This window comes from Sulfuriferula thiophila, assembly GCF_003864975.1.
Taxonomy (GTDB): Bacteria; Pseudomonadota; Gammaproteobacteria; order Burkholderiales; family Sulfuriferulaceae; genus Sulfuriferula; species Sulfuriferula thiophila.
In genome coordinates, this window is the sequence record NZ_BHGL01000003.1 from 80,835 (window position 1) to 99,640 (window position 18,806).

The window sequence follows — 18,806 nt, forward strand, 5'->3', positions numbered from 1 at the left end:
GGTTATCATATGAGCCATGAAATGGACATCGATCATACTCATACTCTGCCTCTCCAGCCAATCTGCCATAGCCAGCGAACTGCCGGATTTAGGCGACATTTCGCAAAGCAGCTTTTCACCACGCGATGAAGCCCGGGTAGGCAGTGAAATCATGCGAGACATCTACGCTGATCCTCAATATTACGATGATGCCGAGCTTACTGACTACTTGAACAAGTTGGGATATCGCCTGGTAGCTGCCAGCTCGGAAAGCCAACGCAGCTTCCAGTTTTTCGTACTCAAGGACAACACCCTTAACGCTTTCGCCTTACCCGGCGGCTACATCGGGGTTCACACCGGGTTGATCGAGGCCGCGCAAAACGAATCCGAACTTGCCGGCGTGCTGGGCCATGAAATCGCGCACGTTACTCAACATCATCTGGCGCGCATGATCGAAAACCAGAGCAATGGCATTTTGCCATCACTGGCCGCATTAGCCATAGCAATTTTAGCATCACGCTCCAATCCGCAAATCACTGGCGGAGCAATTGCAGCCGCACAGGCTATTTCTATTCAGAAACGACTTGATTTCAGCCGTGACAATGAACGTGAAGCGGACCGCATTGGCATGCAAATCATGAGCACCGCCGGATTCAACCCGAGTGCCATGGCCACTTTTTTCGAACGTTTGCAAAAATACAGCCGTCTGTATGACAACAATGCACCCGCATATTTGCGCACTCACCCGCTGACTACCGAACGTATCGCCGATATGCAGAATCGGGCAGCCAACCTGGCGCATAAACAGCTTACCGACAGCCTGGAGTTTCAGTTATTGCGCGTAAAATTACGCGTACTGAATCAATCACCGACAGCAGCAGTCACCGAATTTACCGATGCCATTCACGATAAACGCTATGCCAATCTTGGCTCGGTACAATATGGACTGACCCTTGCATTGATGCAGGCCCAACAATACAAGGCCGCAGAAGCCGCTTACCAAAAACTTGTCCAGATTGGGGCAAAAAGCCCGATCATTGACAGCCTGGGAGCAAAAATCAAACAAAATTCTGGGGATATGAATGGCGCTCTACAGCGTTACCACGACGCACGCATCCGCTACCCGAATTACCGCCCACTGATTTACAGCTATGCCGAAGCCCTGCTTACTGCGGCACACACTGGCGAAGCCATTGCATTAGTTACTGAACAGTTGGCGCTCTATCCGGATGATTACCATCTCTATGAACTGCAATCACGCAGCTACGCGCAACAGGGCAAAGACTTTCTCCGCCATTACGCACAAGCAGAAGCCTATGCACATCAAGGCAATCTCACTGCCGCAATTGAACAATTGCAAATCGCCCTGAAAACCCATGATGGCGATTTTTATCAGATGTCTATTGCAGAAGCACGATTAAAACAATTAATATTGCAAAATAAAACCGATAAAAAACCTGCTTAATCGACACTTTTATCTTATTCAAACTTGGTACATATATACTTTCCAGCCTATTTTCCCAAAAAAAAACCACCGTCCCTCTTGGATAGAAGTTTTTTTTGCTCTATGCTTTGCTAATCCGAGTTCGGATTGACGGTACGTAAGTTTTAAGATTGCGTAATGAATCACCAGAACCCATAAATCAGGAGGATGACATGCGGTTAAACGCATCATTGATATTAACTGCCAGCCTAGTTGGCACACTTAGTGTAATAAACGTTGCCGCTGCCGCCGACGCAGCCAAACCAGAAATGACCGGCAAGCAAATAGCCTATGACAAAGGCTTGGGCAACTGCCTGGCTTGTCACGCCATGCCGACCATGCCGGATGCCGAATCCGCAGGCACAATCGGGCCACCCCTGATTGCGATGCAGGCACGCTATCCAGACAAAGCCAAGTTACGTGCCCAAATCTGGAATGCCATGGATGCCAACCCCAACACCGTTATGATTCCATTTGGCAAAAATAAAGTATTAACCGAACAAGAAATCGACAAAGTGACTGACTTTGTCTATGGCTTATAAAATCGAACCACTATCCACAAGGAGAACTGCATGAACGTTTTACGTCGTAATATTCTTAAGGGCGCTACCGCAGCTGGCACCCTGGCGATGGCCGCTGGCTTATTTGGCACAGGCAACGCATTTGCTGCCTACAACACCGCTGCTTTCAGCGCAAAATCAGTTGCTGACGCACTTAAAGGCATGGGCGCAAGCGCTCCTACCGAGAGCAAAGATATCAGCATCAAGGCTCCAGACATCGCTGAAAACGGTGCTGTTGTTCCTGTTGAAATTACCAGCAAAATTGCCGGTACTACTGCTATCGCTATCATGGCTGAGAAAAACGCTAACCCACTGGTTGCCAACTTCAAAATCAGCAACGGTGCTGAGCCTTTTGTATCTACCCGTATCAAAATGGGTCAAACAGCTATGGTTCGCGCAATTGTTACAGCCGGCGGCAAGACTTATACCGCCGCTAAAGAAGTAAAAGTAACTATCGGCGGCTGCGGCGGTTAATACTGTCAAACCTAGATAATTACTCAACTCATACATTGATAAAGGAATAACCATGGCAGAACCAATGAAAATCCGCGCCACAATGGCCGGTGATACCGCTGATATTAAAGTACTGATGAATCACCCTATGGAAACCGGTCAGCGCAAAGACGCTAAAACGGGTCAGTTAATTCCAGCTCACCACATCACCGAAGTAACGGCTACACTAAACGGCAAAACTGTACTGGAAGCTGAGTGGAGTGGCGCGATTTCCAAGAACCCATACCTGGGTTTTAAAGTTAAGGGTGCTAAAGCAGGCGATAAAGTCACTGTAACCTGGAAAGATAACAAGGGCGAAACCAATACCGCTGACGCTACTGTCGGCTGATTGTGAGAGAAAAACACCGGGAAGATTATCTTCCCGGTGTAAATTCCATATAATTTACGGAGGACAGCATGAAGAAATCGCTGCTAGCGCTGGTTAGTGCCGGTCTATTATTCGGGACAGTCACAGCCAATGCCACCCCTGAACAAGATCGCCAGAGCCTGGTAAAGTATTACACCAATAAATATCCAGACATCAAACTGGATCAATATGTTTATGGTGCGCTTGCTTTTGATGCCGACGCAATGGCGCAATATGAAAGCATCATGGACTTTCCACCTTTCGGCACCGCAGTAGACCAAGGCCAGAAGATGTGGAACACCCCATTCAAGAATGGTAAAACCTATTCCAGCTGTTTTGCTAATGGCGGTAAGAACGTTGCGGGTAACTATCCTTACTTTGACGACAAAGCCGGCAAGGTAGTTACGTTTGAAATGGCGATTAATGATTGCCGTACTGCGAATGGTGAAGAAGCATACAAATTGGCCGATGCTGCAACCATGGGCACGTTAACCTCCTATGCACGCACCCTGTCCGATGGCATGCTGATGAATGTCAAAGTCAACGGAGCCGCAGCACAAGCTGCGTACGACACAGGCAAAAAACATTTTTATTCACGGCGCGGTCAGTTAGGCTTTTCCTGTGCCAGCTGCCACGTTGAAAATGCGGGCAACCGTTTGCGCTCGGAAGTACTGTCACCTGCAATCGGCCAAGCCACGCACTGGCCAGTATTCCGCGGAGCTGAAACGCTGGTTACCCTTCAGAATCGTTATGTAGGTTGTAATAAACAGGTACGCGCGGTGCCATTTGCTGTCGGTAGCGAAGAATACAACGATCTGGAATATTTCCATTCTTACATCAGCAACGGCTTGCCGATGAAAGCGTCTGTATTCCGCAAGTAAGCGCAGTAAGTTATATATAAAAAAACGGCGAGGAAATTACTCTCGCCGTTTTTTTATATATGTACCTGCCTGATTTGGGTGTTTAATACCATTTACTTGAATGCATTAAACGCTAGAATCAAAACAATACTAACAGCACATTCATCCATTCAGAATTAAGGAGTTTCACAGCATGATGAACCGCCGCGAATTTTTACAAATGCTTGCCGTTGCCGCCGCTTCCGGCATGGCAATCGACAGCAAGCAAGCGCTTGCCGGTAATGCACCTGCCGACTTCTACGACTTGCCACAATTTGGCAACGTCTCGCTCATGCACATGACCGACTGCCATGCACAGTTATTGCCTATTTATTTCCGCGAGCCTAATGTAAATATCGGCATCGGTAGCGCGCTCGGACAGCCTCCGCATTTGGTGGGCGAGTACTTGTTAAAATATTACGGCATTCGTCCAGGCACCCGCGAAGCGCATGCTTTCACGTATCTGGATTTCCAGGCGGCTGCCCGCACCTACGGCAAGGTCGGCGGTTTCGCCCACCTCAAGACCCTGGTTGATAAAGTGCGTGCCTCGCGCCCTGGTTCCTTGCTGCTGGATGGCGGCGATACCTGGCAGGGCTCGGCAACTGCGCTATGGACTAACGCCCAGGACATGGTCGACGCCTGTAAATTATTGGGCGTCAACGTCATGACCGGGCACTGGGAATTCACCTATGGCGCTGAGCGCGTCAAACATATTGTTGATCACGATTTCAAGAACAGCATCGATTTCGTCGCCCAAAACGTTACTACCAACGACTTCGGCGATCAGGTATTCAAACCGTACACGATGAAAGTGATCAATGGTGTGCATGTTGCCATTATCGGCCAGTCATTCCCATACACCCCGATTGCCAACCCGCGTTACATGGTGCCTGACTGGACGTTCGGTATTCAAGATGAAAACATGCAGAAAGTCGTCGATGAAGCGCGTGCCAAAGGCGCACAAGTTGTCGTAGTTCTTTCCCACAACGGTATGGACGTTGACATCAAGATGGCTTCCCGCGTCACCGGCATTGATGCTATCTTTGGCGGCCACACCCACGACGGCGTACCACAGCCTTACCAAGTCAAGAATGCAAAAGGCACGACACTGGTCACCAATGCCGGCTCTAACGGCAAATTCCTCGGCGTAATGGATTTCGACGTGCAAGGTAAAAAAGTGGTCGGATGGAAATACCGCTTACTGCCGATCTTCTCCAACCTGATCGCACCGGACGCGAAAATGGAAGCGTTTATCAACAACGTACGCGCTCCGTTCGCTGCCAAACTGAATGAAAAACTCGCAGTCACCGAAGACCTGCTGTATCGTCGCGGCAACTTCAACGGCACTTTCGACCAGCTCATCCTGGATGCACTGATGGCTGTCAAAGGTGCTGATGCAGCATTCTCGCCTGGCTTCCGCTGGGGTACTACACTGCTGCCTGGCGATGTCATCACCATGGACAAACTCATGGATCAGACAGCGATTACCTACCCATCGACCACACTGAGTGAAATGACCGGGGCAACCATCAAAACCATCATGGAAGACGTATGCGACAACCTGTTCAACAGCGATCCATATTACCAGCAAGGTGGTGACATGGTGCGCGTCGGTGGTATCCAGTACACCGTGAATCCGAATAACAAAATCGGTAACCGCATTAGCAACATGACCCTCAAAGGCAAACCGGTCGATGCCAGTCGCAAATATAAAGTAGCTGGCTGGGCTCCGGTCGGTGAAGGCGTAACCGGCACCCCGATCTGGGATGTTGTCGCCACGTATCTGCGCGATATCAAAGTGGTCAAACCGCGTCAACTGAACATGCCAAAAGTCGTCGGCATCGGTAAAAATCCTGGTTATGTAATTTAAACATTGCAGCAAACCTGATAAGCAAAAAGGTCACCACAAGTGGCCTTTTTGTTTATCAGGTGAATTTATTATGTATACGAGCTAAAATGTGACTTATTCCGTTTATATAGCCTCCCATCATGAAAAGTAGCGAAATTCGTCAACGTTTCCTCGATTTTTTCGGCCGCCACGGTCACACTACAGTAGCTTCCAGCCCGCTGGTACCCGGTAACGACCCTACCCTGTTATTCACCAATGCCGGGATGGTGCAATTCAAGGATGTATTCCTGGGCCGCGAATCGCGCCCTTACGTGCGCGCAGCCAGCTCACAGCGCTGTGTACGTGCCGGTGGTAAGCATAATGATCTGGAAAACGTCGGCTATACCGCTCGTCATCACACCTTTTTCGAAATGCTCGGCAACTTCAGTTTTGGCGATTATTTCAAACGTAACGCCATTCAATTCGCGTGGGAATTTCTCACCGTTGAACTGGCCATCCCGCAAGAGAAATTATGGGTGACTGTTTACCATACTGACGATGAAGCCCACACTATATGGACTACCGAAATGGGCGTCCCGGACGAACGCGTGATTCGCATTGGCGATAAGGCCAGCGGCGGTTCGGACAACTTCTGGCAAATGGGCGATACCGGTCCTTGCGGTCCTTGTACCGAGATATTCTATGATCACGGCCCCGATGTTGCCGGTGGCCCGCCGGGCTCACCTGATGAAGATGGCGATCGCTATATCGAGATCTGGAATCTGGTATTCATGCAGTTCAACCGCGACGAAACCGGCACTTTAAATCCGCTACCCAAACCTTCTGTCGACACCGGCATGGGGCTGGAGCGAATTTCTGCAGTGATGCAGCATGTGCACAGCAACTATGAGATTGATTTATTCCAGGCCCTGATCAACGCTGCAGCACGCGTAACCAATACCAGCGACCTGAGCAACAACTCGCTCAAGGTGATTGCCGACCACATTCGCGCCTGTGCATTCCTGATTACCGATGGCGTAATCCCTAGCAATGAAGGCCGCGGCTACGTATTGCGCCGGGTTATCCGCCGCGCCATTCGTCACGGTTACAAGCTGGGTCAGAAGCAGGCTTTCTTCTACCAGATCGTTACCGATCTCGCACTGGTCATGGGTGCCGCCTACCCGGAACTGGTGGCTGCACAAGAACGTGTTGCCCAGGTACTCAAGCAGGAAGAAGAGCGCTTTGCCGAAACGCTGGAGCACGGCATGGCCGTGCTTGAACAAGCCGCACCCGCCGGCAGCACCGTGCTGGACGGTGATACCGCATTCAAACTCTATGACACTTATGGCTTCCCGCTGGACCTGACTGCTGACGTTGGTCGCGAGCGTGGCTTTAGCGTGGATATGGCGGGATTTGAAACGGCAATGGAAGCGCAGCGAACTCGCGCCCGCGCAGCCAGTAAGTTCACCATGCACAGCGGGCTGTCTTATGAAGGACAAACCACACGCTTCGAAGGCTATGAGCATTTGACCAGCGACGCACGCATCCTGGCTATTTACCAGAATGGCAGCCCGGTCACTAGCATCAATGCAGGCGATACTGCAGTCATTGTGCTCGACCAGACACCTTTCTATGCAGAATCGGGCGGTCAGGCCGGCGACTGTGGCGAGCTGACTACCAGCACGGCCTGTTTTAAAACAGAAGACACCCAGAAAATCCAGGCCGATGTCTTTGGTCATAGCGGAATACTGCAAAATGGAAAATTGAGCGTTGGTGATCAGGTATGCGCCACTGTGGATGCAGATAACCGTACCCGTGCAGCTTACAACCACTCTGCCACCCATCTGCTGCATGCCGCATTGCGCCAGGTACTGGGTAATCATGTATCCCAGAAGGGCTCGCTGGTTGACGCCAACAAGACCCGCTTCGACTTTGCCCACGGCGAAGCTGTGACCCCTGAGCAATTGCAGCAGATCGAAAACCTGGTCAATCAGGAAATCAGACGTAACGTCAGTGTTGACACGCAACTCATGCACTATGACGACGCGATCAAGCACGGTGCCATGGCGCTGTTTGGCGAAAAATATGGTGATGAAGTGCGCGTTATCGGCATGGGGGAATTTTCCACTGAACTATGTGGCGGCACTCACGTCAGTCGCACCGGTGATATCGGCTTGTTTAAAATCGTAGCCGAATCTGGCGTAGCTGCAGGTGTACGCCGCATTGAAGCCGTAACCGGTGCAGCCGCACTCGCCTACATTCAAGCACAACAGCGCCAGATAGTCGATGCAGCATCATTATTGAAAACGCCGACGCATGAATTGCAGCAGAAAATTACGCAAATCATGGATAACGTCAAAACCCTGGAAAAGGAGCTGGATCGCCTTAAATCCAGGCTCGCCAGTTCCCAGGGTGACGATCTGATTAATCAAGTCATACAAATCAATGGCCTGAATGTTTTGGCAGCACAACTCGAAGGTGCTGACAGCAAGATATTGCGCGAGACGCTGGATCGACTTAAAGATAAATTAGCCCCATGCGCCATCGTACTGGCCAGCATACAAGGTGAAAAGGTCAGCCTGATCGCAGGTGTGTCGGCAGATCAAACCCAACGTATCAAAGCCGGCGAATTAGTTAACTTTGTCGCCCTGCAAGTAGGGGGCAAAGGTGGCGGGCGTGCCGACATGGCACAGGCAGGCGGAGTTAGTCCTACACAACTACCATCCGCACTCACTTCTGTGGCACAATGGGTACAACAACACATGAAATAACAACAAGATAAAACGCGCGTTGAGGTTAATCACACTTTCCACGCGCGTTCATTAAGGAGCAAACGTGCATCATGTTAAATATATTGTCTTTTCTGGACAAAGATAAAGCACCATCCGACCCGCTCGCCAATCGCAAATCCGTGATGCACTGGCTGGATGAACTGCCCCGCAGCGACACGTTTGCAGCACATGAACAAATCCTGAGCGCGCTAATGCGCTTACGTAGCAAAAACCCCCAGTACGACACCACCAGACTGGAAGTCATCATGACTCTGGACGAGCATGCACGTCCATTGCTTGCGATTCTGCGTGATCAATATTTGCGCAATACCCGCATGTCCACAACGATGGAAACCAAGCTATGGCAAGCCATTTCTTCGTTCTATAACGAAATCAGCCTGGCTTACTACAGTTTTATCACTGTCAATATCGCCGAGCACACTCAAGGTCAATTAGCAGCCTTACTGCCGCAAATTACTTTGCGTGCTTTATATGATCTGGGGAATATATTCAAATGGCGCTTTTTTCATTACGACCAGACCGATGAAAAACTCTGGCGCATGTTGCACAAACTCTATCAAATAGCTGAAACTCAGGGATTTGCAAATCGCGTCATGCCGATCTATGGCGACACAGAATCACGCTGCACCGATCTGTATGTGCGCGCTCTGCTGCTGACGCAACTGCACCCCAGCGCATTACCCGCAAAACAGATTGAAATGGCAGATAGCTGGCTGCTCAAATGGGCTCGTCTCATCCAGCTCGAAAAATCGCCTAAAGTAGGCCAGCACCATTTTTGCGTTGACCTGACAAAACCAAGCGGCGCAACCGCCGTAACTGAACAGAATTATTCAGACACGTATTTATGCTGGGATGCATCAACCTTATTGGGCCAATTAAACCGGACACGCGAAGAGTTGCTTGCCAACCGCACCCCATCTCCACTCGGCCCCGATATACGCTTGCCCGAGTACCTGAAGATGCTCGATTATGTTGAACGGCAGTGGGATCCGGCCAATCTTGGCAAATTGCGCAAGAGTCCGCGCATCGCCAGCAAAAAGATACTTTTGGTTGTGCACGGCTTTAACGCGATATGCAGCGCTGTCAAAAATTGTGAAAAAGACAGCGAACAAATCATAGAATATGATGCCGATATCAAATACGCTGAAATGGTTGATATCCAGCTTTATGGCTTTGTTACCGAGGCGACGCGCACACGGCAGCATCAGTCCACGGCGAAACCCAGCCATACTGAAATCACCTATGAAAGCTGGGGCATGGACGATGAAAGCGCTGAAGGATATTACGCACACCCGCCCTCAGACAATAATGACTGGTTACGTCTTAGCCGATTAGTAGGCGTAAGATCCGAAACTGATAAGCATTGGCAAGTAGCCGCAGTCCGGCGCCTGTTTCGAGCTCCCAGCACAGGCACCCATGTCGGCATGGAAATCCTGGGCAAGCATCCTATGCTGCTCATGCTCCATGAACTCCACCCTAATGTCACCCTGGCTGAAACCGAACATACTATTAACGCCGAATTACCTATTGCGGTACTGATAACCAGCGCTATCGAAAATGGGCGCTGCACCCTGGTAATTGACAGTGCAGCCTACGCAGGGAACAAGCTGTTCAAAGTCACGATAGGACAGCAGCACAGCATCGTAAAACTAGGCCGCGTGCTGGAAAAAGGAGATGCATGGCTGCACGTGCAAGCTGCCATCACACACGAAACGCGCTAAGCAAGCACTGATTGCTAACGTCCTTGTAATTTACCAATCAAACGTTCAACAGCACGCTCAGTTAGCGAACTGGTTTTTATCATGCGCGCCTCACCGTCACGCAGACGCGCAGCCAGTCTTGGCAAAGTGATGGTAATCGCATCCAGCCCCTGATTATTTGTAAACAGATATATCCCGCGCAAGGAACTAACCCAGGACAGGCGCGCAGTACGCTTACTGCCATCCTTGTTCACAAATTCCAGCCACATGCCTTTCTTCAAGTCACGCGCCTGCTCGGTGTATTCATCTTCTTCAACCGCGTCGACCGGATCAGCCGGAAAATCAAAATGCTCGGAAACCGCATCGACTGACTCAATCACAGGCAGCGGAGGCATTTCCACGTTAGACTGCTCCGCCATCGCAACACGCATGCCCTCATCTGCTTCCGGTGCGATATTCCTGGCCTGCAGCCCGGCCTTAACCGCGACAGCATGGCAAGCAACCAATCCGGCAAATATCGCATCATGCCGTGAAGACTCTACCTGTATCAGGTTCATACCATCGCGCAACTGCTTCAACAATTCCGGCAGCATGGCGACCAAAGCCAGCCTGTCCTCAGTATTAAGCTTGGGTGTCACGCTCCACAATAAATCCTGCATGGTTTTCAGACTGGCTTGCCAAGCCGGACTTTGCCCACCTTCGTGAGTATAGACATGCTGCAGCACTTGCTGCCATATCGTGCGCACAAACTCGGCAATCGAATCGGGCACCACCTGCGCATCAACTGCACGATTTACTTCATCCTGCACGACAACTTGAGCGACCTGTGCGCGCTCAGATGTCTCGATTATCTGTGCAGATTCATCCACTGCCGTTTGCACATCGCCTTCGTGGCTGTCGATAAAAAACTGCAAATTATTTAATAGTGTTTCAAAAATCTCAGCATCATCAGCATAATCATTCAGCACTGACTGTACGATTTCATCGATCTTGGCATACAACGCTGTATTGTATGCACCGACATCCGTCCATCCCACCGACACACTGGCAATCTCATCCAGTAAACGGCGAGCGGGATGCGACTTCTTGGAAAAGAATTGCCGATCGAGCATAGCCACTTTTAATACTGGAATTTGCAAGCGGCCGATAAGCGCTTTCAACGCAGCCGGGATGTTTTCATCGTCCAATACATAATCAAACAGCATAGCGACTATGTCGATGGTAAAGCTATCCACGTGATTATCGACTTGCACCAGACCTGCATCACGAATATCACGCAACACATTCGTGGTACCGGCCTGAATTAATGCAGGATCAAACGAAGTTGTCGCCACATTAGCAGCGAACTGCCCGCGTTGTAACAGGGTAAGCGCAGCTATCTGCGCAGCACTGATCGACTGCTGACCTGCCTGTAATGTGCCGGACTGCACAGCGCCCTGGCCTGACACCGGTATCGGCGCCCAATACCCAGACCCAGCCCCAGATTGCGGCATTTGCCGACTTAATAACTGTTGCAGCAAGGCGAACACGTCCATATCCGCTGATTCAGCAGATAGCGCATCTGCCGCACCGGTATTAGCCTGGGGCGCAACCGATGCAGAGTTGATTTTAGTTGTGCTGCGCTGGCGTTCACGCGTCCCGGTCATGCCGACTTTGATTGAAGGCAAAACCCCCTTCTCTACCAGATATTGATTTATACCCTGATAGATCCCCGGCAATACCGGGGCAATATGCGCATCAAAATGCTGCAGCAATATCAGCCGCACTTTGGGCTCGACTTCCAAGGCGCTACATGCTGCTAAAAATGACTCGCACAGAATTTTAGGTGCAAATGGATTGATGTCAGTTCTGACTTGAGACTGATGCAACAATGCGGCAACACGCTGCTCAAGTGCCGCCAGCTCCTCTACGGAATTAACCTGCATGCGCGCAGCAGATTTACTGACCACCAGCGTTTCTTCAAATGCCTGCTCGTCGACCAGCGACAAGCTCATATCGAATGCGCTACTTAGCCCGCTGGGCTCCGCAGCAACACCGCCACGCACCAGCGCATCAAAACTGCTAACAAACTGTTTACGCAACGCGGCAGTCAGTGACTCATTACGGTTACGTAACAAGCCTTGTGCAAGATAATAGAGGTTTCTGTTTTCCAGTATGGGAGAACGATCGGCGAGATTCAATAAATCATCTTCAATCTGGTCACGCTTATCGTTCCAGACACGATCAATTTCATTGATCATGCGGTCGCGACACTCATTGAGCAAAATGAGAACTTCCGCGGGGCTCAAGATATTCCGGGTTTTATCAAACTGCGATAGGCTGACAACATTACGTTGGCTATTTTCTATCATGTTGATCTCCTCACCTATTTACATACAGGCGACATTTGCCGAGTTACTTATTCGGCATTATTAACATGGGAATGGGCCCCATTTGGCAATCCCGCTATCATTGTGTCACCACTTTAGACCGGAAATTTTGCGTCGCCACCTTTCGATGGGTTTGCCTTTTTCAAATGCATAGATCCATTCCACAGAGGAACAGTCAACGCGAAATTTTATTCTAGTCCAAAATACTGATTTTGTATGTTTTTTTTCATCTGGAGCGGGTGATGGGGATCGAACCCACGTCTAGAGCTTGGGAAGCTTTCGTTCTACCATTGAACTACACCCGCAGGATGGTCAATTTTACGATGGTTCACACGATTACTCAACAGCTAAGTAGCCCGAGCAGACAAATGCATGCGTGAACATTACTTACTAACCTGAACGAATAGCCATCAATAACTGCCGCATGAAATGGACTGGTTACAACGGCAGTTCAAAATAGAAACATGTCCCCTGTCCCGCTACAGATTCGAAGCCGATCACACCGCCCATGCGCTCGATCAATTCTTTGCTGATCGCCAACCCAAGCCCAGTACCACCTTTTTGCCGGGTATCGGATGAATCTGCCTGCGAAAATTTCTGGAAAACACGCTCTCTGAATTCAGCCGGAACGCCAGCACCATGATCAATGACTTCTACCCGCACGATGTTATCGATACGACGTACCGCGATTTCCACTCGACCTCCTTGCGGAGAGAATTTGGCTGCATTGGACAGGAAATTATTCAACACCTGGATTATCCGGCCACTATCGACTCGTACAGTTACATCTTCTCGGACAATGAGCTGAAATTCGACATTATATTGTTCGCCATAGGCACGTATTGATTCCAGGGCTTGCTCCAGCAGGGGCATTAATGGCTGATCCTGTAGATCCAGTGTCATTTTTCCAGCTACCAGTTTATCCATGTCCAACAGATCGTTGATCAATGAGGACAGGCGCAGGCTGTTTTTGTGGGCCATTGCAATCATCTGTTTGGCCTGGTCTGGCATTTCGCCCAATGCACCGCCGGCAAGTAGACCGAGTGCGCCATTAATGGAGGTGAGCGGCGTACGCAGTTCATGACTGACCGTGGAGACAAATTCTCTTTTCATCTGCTCAACACGTTTGCGCTCAGTGATGTCGCGCACCAGACCGATGAAGAGGGGTTGGGAATTATGAATGCTGCTGGAGACAGCCAGATCCATAGGGAAGGTGCTGCCATCCTTGCGGCGGCCGACAACTTCGCGACCTATACCGATGATACCGGCGATGCCGCTCTTACCGGAGTTTTGCAGATAGGCATCATGCTCGTTGTGATAAGGTTCCGGCATCAGCATCACGACATTCTGGCCGATAACTTCACTGGCCTGATAGCCGAAGATCGTCTCAGCAGCGCGATTGAAAGATTGCACTATGCCGTAGGCATCTATGGTAAAAATACCGTCCACAACGTTATCGAGAATGATGCGTAAATCATTGGTACGCTCATCGACCACTTGCCTGGCTTTACTGGTATGGCCGGTAATCAGCAGCAATAAAGCCCCCAGCATACCCGTGAACAACAGGCCACCCGCCAGTGTTGCCCACGCCTGCCATGCGCGATGTGTAACTAAGTAGTGCGGCAAAGGCAGGAATTCAATACGCCAATTGCGCCCACCGATCGTGATTATTCTCTTTTCCGCCAGATCACTGCCAGCCAAGCCACTGCTCCAGCTGTTTGACTGGTACAGCACCTGCTCGGTAACAGGCGCAGCTTCATCTATCACCCGCAACGCGATATCCTGACTGTGCAGATCCCGGGCAACAGCACCCAGAATATCTCCTACGCGCAACACCGCGGCGACATAACCTCGAATACGGTGGTTGCGTTGTTCTGCACTGCCCAATTCATCGATACGATCATACACAGGTATAAGCAGCAGGAAACCAAATCGGTCGCCAGTCTCCTGCACCAGTTTAACGCGTCCAGTAGCAACAGCTTGTCCGGCATCCCGAGCCTCGAGCAAAGCTTTAAGTATGGCAGGACTGGAAGCCAGGTTAAAGCCTAGTGCATTTTCATTACCGTTGTAAGGCTCGACAAAACCTACTGGAATGTATTCATCGGCTGGTTGAGCGGCAATCAACATCCCACCCGGATTACGTTCGGTAATCCGAAAATCCGCATAACCTTCAGCGCGCACGCCTTGCTCGTAACGAACACGGTCCGTCGCCTTGATGACCGGCAACCACTCCAGAGCCTTAATGCCAGAATCTTCGTTTATCACCTCGGAGACAAATGTTTTGAATTGGGCGCGACTGACATCACCAGAGGCAACGAAATAATGTTCTATGGATTCCGTAATTGCTGAATAAACCCGTAAATCAGCTTGCAAGGTATCAACTGCCTTACGTGTGTAATTACTGAAATCGGCATGCTGCTGTTGCGTTTCCCATTTACTGGCATGCACAAACAGAATAATCACTACCGTCAGTGTCAGCAACAGCGGTAACGCCACCGAAGCCACGCGCTGTTGCCACAGCAATCTGGGGCGTGCCAGCGCAATAAACGCCAGCGGCGTCGCGATGAATACGCCTATCACGTCACCAACCCACCATGTCCACCAGTTAAACAGAAAAGCATCTGCGGTTATCGCCCCGGCGACAAACAGGGTGGTCGTGCCAACCACCGAATTCAGCAGACAACTGACAGGCCCGCCCAGCATAAACAATCTGAAAATGTCGCGCTCGTTGGCAAGATCACATGGAAAGCCCACGAAGCGGCGTATCAGCGCAGCGCCAAGCAGACCTTGCAAAGTCGCACCGATGCCAATACACAGTGCCACCAATCCGGTCGTGCTGAATACACTATCAAACTGGGGGGCCATAGAGAGATTAAGCGCAAAGGAGCCGAGCAACACCCCCAACCAGACGCGATTACCATAGAGCAGCAAAGCTGCCAGTGCGAAACCTGCAGGAGGAAAGATCGCAGTCGCGTATCCGGGGGGAATAGCCAGCAACAAACCTAAGCGACCCGCTGCAAAATACAGGAACGCCAGCAAGGCTATCGCAGCTAGCCGCCGAGCCAGTGGGGCGAATGAGTCTAAGTGACCGTTTTCTGGTGTCATTATTGAGTCCACTGTTTTATCACCAGCAATGTATGCGTTATCACGGCATCAGTCATGTGGCAGATACCCAGTATGGTCTACTCGCTTACTGCAAGTTCATTCTATGTGGAGCCGATTTACCCGTCAACCTTCAGACAGGTTCTTGATTCCGTGTGCAGTACGCGCAACGTTTGGCTCTGATTTCATTATGGTTATGGCAATGTATTGCAGTATCATCAAAATGTTGGACACTTCTGGCCATTCGCCCATTATGGAAAAAACGCCGCAGACTGAACAACCCAATCTACACCTGCACTGGCATGAGATATCGGGAGCAGAAACCATGCATGCCCTCAAGGCTGATGCTCAATCAGGACTAGCCTCTGACGAAGCCTCCGCACGCCTGATACAGCATGGCCCCAATCTGCTGGCAGAAAAACCGAAACGCAGCCTGCAGCGTCTGCTGCTTGAGCAGTTTTCGGACTTCATGATTCTGGTACTCATCGGAGCGGCCATTATTTCTGGCATGGTCGGCGATGTGCAGGACAGTATCGTCATTGTCATCATCGTGCTGACAAATGCAATCATCGGTTTCGTTCAGGAATTTCGCGCAGAACGCGCTATGGCCGCCTTACACGCCATGGCTGCAGCGAATGCCAGCGTGATGCGCAACGGGGAAGCCATGACATTACCCGCGAGCGAGATTGTGCCTGGCGATATCGTCATACTGGAAGCAGGCAATGTTGTGCCTGCCAATCTGCGCCTGCTGGAAGTGGCCCAACTGAAAATTGATGAAGCGGCCTTAACCGGTGAATCACTGGCGGCTGAAAAAAATATCCAGGCTTTGTCTGGTGCATCGTCAGCACTGGGCGACCGGAAAAATATCGCCTATAAAGGCACGGTAGTCACTTATGGCCGGGCACGCGGAGTCGCTGTCGCAACGGGTATGCATACGGAGCTGGGCAGAATTGCCACATCGCTACAGGAAATTGGTGACCTCAAAACCCCACTACAGCAGCGCCTGGCCAGATTCAGCAAACGCTTGGCATTAATTGTACTGGCGATCTGCGCCATTGTATTCGTAGTGGGGGTAATGCGTGGTGAACCCGTCGTGCTGATGTTCCTCACTGCCATGAGCCTGGCTGTGGCGGCAATTCCGGAAGCATTGCCCGCTGTGGTCACGATTGCGCTGGCACTGGGTGCGCACAAGATGGTGAAACAACATGCGCTGATTCGCCGTTTGCCGGCAGTTGAGACCCTGGGTTCGGTCACCTATATTTGTTCTGACAAAACCGGCACGCTCACCCAGAACAAAATGCAGGTAGAAGAAATTTTCGTCGATGGCCAGTTATTGCGGGACTGGCACAACATGATGCTCGGCGATACCCATAAATTACTGTTTACCGCACTGGCGCTCAGCAATGATGCCAGCCATGGGCAAAAAAACAAACCAACCGGCGATCCGACCGAAATTGCCCTATATCAAGCTGCGTTGGCTGCGGGATTTGACAAGGCTGTACTGCAAATCGGCGCACCACGCCTGATGGAACTGCCGTTCGATTCCGAGCGTAAGCGCATGACCACGTTTCATCGCCATCAGCAAGGCAGCATTGCCTATACCAAAGGCGCGCCGGAAAGCCTGCTACCGCGCTGCATAGCCATGCTCACTGCCGCCGGGGAGGTGGCTTTTACCGTTGATGATTTATTGCAGCAGGCCGAACGCATGGCAGCAGATGGCTTACGCGTACTGGCAGTCGCCTATCGCACCTGGCCGGAACTACCCAACGCTGACGAGACAGAATCGATAGAAAGCAATCTGGTATGTCTTGGTTTAATCGGCCTGATGGATCCCCCGCGACATGAGGCCAAGGAAGCTGTTGCCATGTGCAAATCTGCCGGAATAGTTCCGGTCATGATTACCGGCGACCATCCGGCTACCGCACGCGCCATTGCCATGCGCCTGGGCATTATTGCCGATGGCGGTAAAGTTATGACTGGCGCAGAACTGGCGATACTCGCGCAGGCAGAGTTCGAGAAGCTGGTCAGCGAAATTCGCGTGTATGCCCGTGTTGACCCACAACAAAAAATCAGGATTGTGAGTGCCTTGCAGGATAAAGGCGAGTTTGTTGCCATGACCGGCGACGGCGTCAATGATGCGCCCGCGCTCAAACGTGCTGATATCGGCATCGCCATGGGCAAGGGCGGCACCGACGTGGCGCGTGAAGCATCGGCTCTGGTGCTGCTGGATGACAATTTCGCCACCATCGTGCATGCCGTGCGTGAAGGACGGCGCATCTTTGACAATATCCGCAAGTTCATCAAATACGTAATGACCGGTAATGCGGGAGAAGTCTGGACCATTTTTCTGGCCCCATTTCTTGGCCTGCCTATCCCGTTGCTACCCATCCATATCCTGTGGATCAACCTGGTCACCGATGGCTTGCCCGGTCTGGCACTGACTGCAGAACCTGCTGAAAAAGGCCTCATGTGCCGCCCGCCTCGTCCACCTCAGGAAAGCATTTTCTCCCATGGCATGTGGCAGCATATGTTGTGGGTGGGACTGCTGATTGGCGCGGTGTCGCTCATCACCCAGGCATGGGCATTCCATACTGGCTCAGCACACTGGCAGACCATGGTATTCACCGTGCTGTGTCTGTCGCAGATGGCGCATGTGCTGGCGATCCGTTCGGACACCCTGTCGTTATTCAAGCAGGGAATATTCTCCAATCCCATGCTGGCAGGGGCGGTAGTTCTCACTTTTGCACTGCAGATGGCAACAATTTATGTGCCAGTGCTGCAGCCTGTTTTCAAAACGCAAGCACTCAGCTTCAGCGAACTGGCTGTGTGTCTGGCGCTGTCATCCGTTGTGTTTTTTGCTGTCGAAATGGAAAAATTATTAATACGCAAAGGTCTGCTCTATCAGAACAATCAAGCCGGATAACAGCTTGATCAAGTTTCCGATAAGTTGCTTTCGATCAAAGTAGCGCGCGTGCTGTGTTAAAATATTCAGGATATTGTCGACGTATAAGCGAGGAATCTTAAGTTGATTGAACTCTCTATCAATGGCACAAGCAAACAACTGCAAGCAGCCCACACTGTCGCGGAGCTCATCACCGAGCTGGAGCTGACTGGCAAACGCATTGCCATCGAATGCAATGGCGAAATCGTGCCGCGCAGTTTATTTGCAACCACTCCACTCCATAACGGCGACCAACTGGAAATTGTAGTCGCCGTAGGTGGTGGTTAATTCGCT

Annotated in this window: 12 protein-coding genes, 1 tRNA gene and 1 riboswitch; of the genes, 10 read left to right on the forward strand and 3 right to left on the reverse strand. The window is 50.9% G+C overall.

Translation table 11 applies throughout. The annotated features are described in order from the left end of the window. Positions 1 to 16: 16 nt before the first annotated feature. From EJE49_RS01510 to EJE49_RS01545, 8 genes are all read left to right on the forward strand, one after another. Positions 17 to 1,444, forward strand: coding sequence for a M48 family metalloprotease (locus tag EJE49_RS01510; protein WP_124948640.1), 1,428 nt, complete (start codon positions 17 to 19; stop codon positions 1,442 to 1,444). A 191-nt stretch (positions 1,445 to 1,635) separates the two neighbouring features. Further along, positions 1,636 to 2,004, forward strand: coding sequence for a sulfur oxidation c-type cytochrome SoxX (gene soxX, locus EJE49_RS01515; RefSeq protein WP_124948641.1), 369 nt, complete (start codon positions 1,636 to 1,638; stop codon positions 2,002 to 2,004). Between the two features lie 30 nt (positions 2,005 to 2,034). Beyond that, positions 2,035 to 2,496, forward strand: a complete 462-nt coding sequence (gene soxY, locus EJE49_RS01520; protein WP_124948642.1) for a thiosulfate oxidation carrier protein SoxY — start codon at positions 2,035 to 2,037, stop codon at positions 2,494 to 2,496. A gap of 52 nt (positions 2,497 to 2,548) precedes the next feature. Next, positions 2,549 to 2,863, forward strand: coding sequence for a thiosulfate oxidation carrier complex protein SoxZ (gene soxZ / locus EJE49_RS01525; RefSeq protein WP_124948643.1), 315 nt, complete (start codon positions 2,549 to 2,551; stop codon positions 2,861 to 2,863). 68 nt (positions 2,864 to 2,931) lie between these two features. Further along, on the forward strand, positions 2,932 to 3,762 hold the full coding sequence (soxA, locus tag EJE49_RS01530; protein WP_124948644.1) for a sulfur oxidation c-type cytochrome SoxA: 831 nt from the start codon (positions 2,932 to 2,934) through the stop codon (positions 3,760 to 3,762). Positions 3,763 to 3,934: 172 nt separating this feature from the next. Beyond that, on the forward strand, positions 3,935 to 5,650 hold the full coding sequence (gene soxB / locus EJE49_RS01535) for a thiosulfohydrolase SoxB (protein ID WP_223246688.1): 1,716 nt from the start codon (positions 3,935 to 3,937) through the stop codon (positions 5,648 to 5,650). A 119-nt stretch (positions 5,651 to 5,769) separates the two neighbouring features. Continuing rightward, positions 5,770 to 8,379, forward strand: coding sequence for an alanine--tRNA ligase (gene alaS, locus EJE49_RS01540; RefSeq protein ID WP_124948645.1), 2,610 nt, complete (start codon positions 5,770 to 5,772; stop codon positions 8,377 to 8,379). Positions 8,380 to 8,450: 71 nt separating this feature from the next. Then, positions 8,451 to 10,121 carry a cyclic-di-GMP receptor FimW-related protein gene (locus tag EJE49_RS01545; RefSeq protein ID WP_124948646.1) on the forward strand — a complete coding sequence of 557 codons (1,671 nt, stop codon included), beginning with the start codon at positions 8,451 to 8,453 and terminating at the stop codon, positions 10,119 to 10,121. Between the two features lie 14 nt (positions 10,122 to 10,135). Here EJE49_RS01545 and EJE49_RS01550 read toward each other — a convergent pair whose 3' ends face one another. The 3 genes from EJE49_RS01550 to EJE49_RS01560 form a co-directional block, all read right to left on the reverse strand. Then, positions 10,136 to 12,451: a DUF1631 domain-containing protein gene (locus tag EJE49_RS01550; RefSeq protein WP_124948647.1), complete on the reverse strand. Its 2,316-nt coding sequence runs from the start codon at positions 12,449 to 12,451 to the stop codon at positions 10,136 to 10,138. Positions 12,452 to 12,532: 81 nt separating this feature from the next. Then, positions 12,533 to 12,617, reverse strand: a riboswitch (cyclic di-GMP riboswitch). A gap of 83 nt (positions 12,618 to 12,700) precedes the next feature. Further along, positions 12,701 to 12,774 (reverse strand) — tRNA-Gly (locus EJE49_RS01555). 133 nt (positions 12,775 to 12,907) lie between these two features. Further along, entirely contained in the window at positions 12,908 to 15,574 is a 2,667-nt protein-coding gene (locus tag EJE49_RS01560) for a CHASE domain-containing protein (RefSeq protein WP_124948648.1), read from the reverse strand. Between the two features lie 220 nt (positions 15,575 to 15,794). Between EJE49_RS01560 and EJE49_RS01565 the strand changes: the two genes are divergently transcribed. After that, positions 15,795 to 18,494, forward strand: coding sequence for a calcium-translocating P-type ATPase, PMCA-type (locus EJE49_RS01565; protein ID WP_223246689.1), 2,700 nt, complete (start codon positions 15,795 to 15,797; stop codon positions 18,492 to 18,494). A 102-nt stretch (positions 18,495 to 18,596) separates the two neighbouring features. Then, positions 18,597 to 18,800: a sulfur carrier protein ThiS gene (gene thiS, locus EJE49_RS01570; protein WP_124948649.1), complete on the forward strand. Its 204-nt coding sequence runs from the start codon at positions 18,597 to 18,599 to the stop codon at positions 18,798 to 18,800. The last annotated feature ends 6 nt before the right edge of the window (positions 18,801 to 18,806 follow it).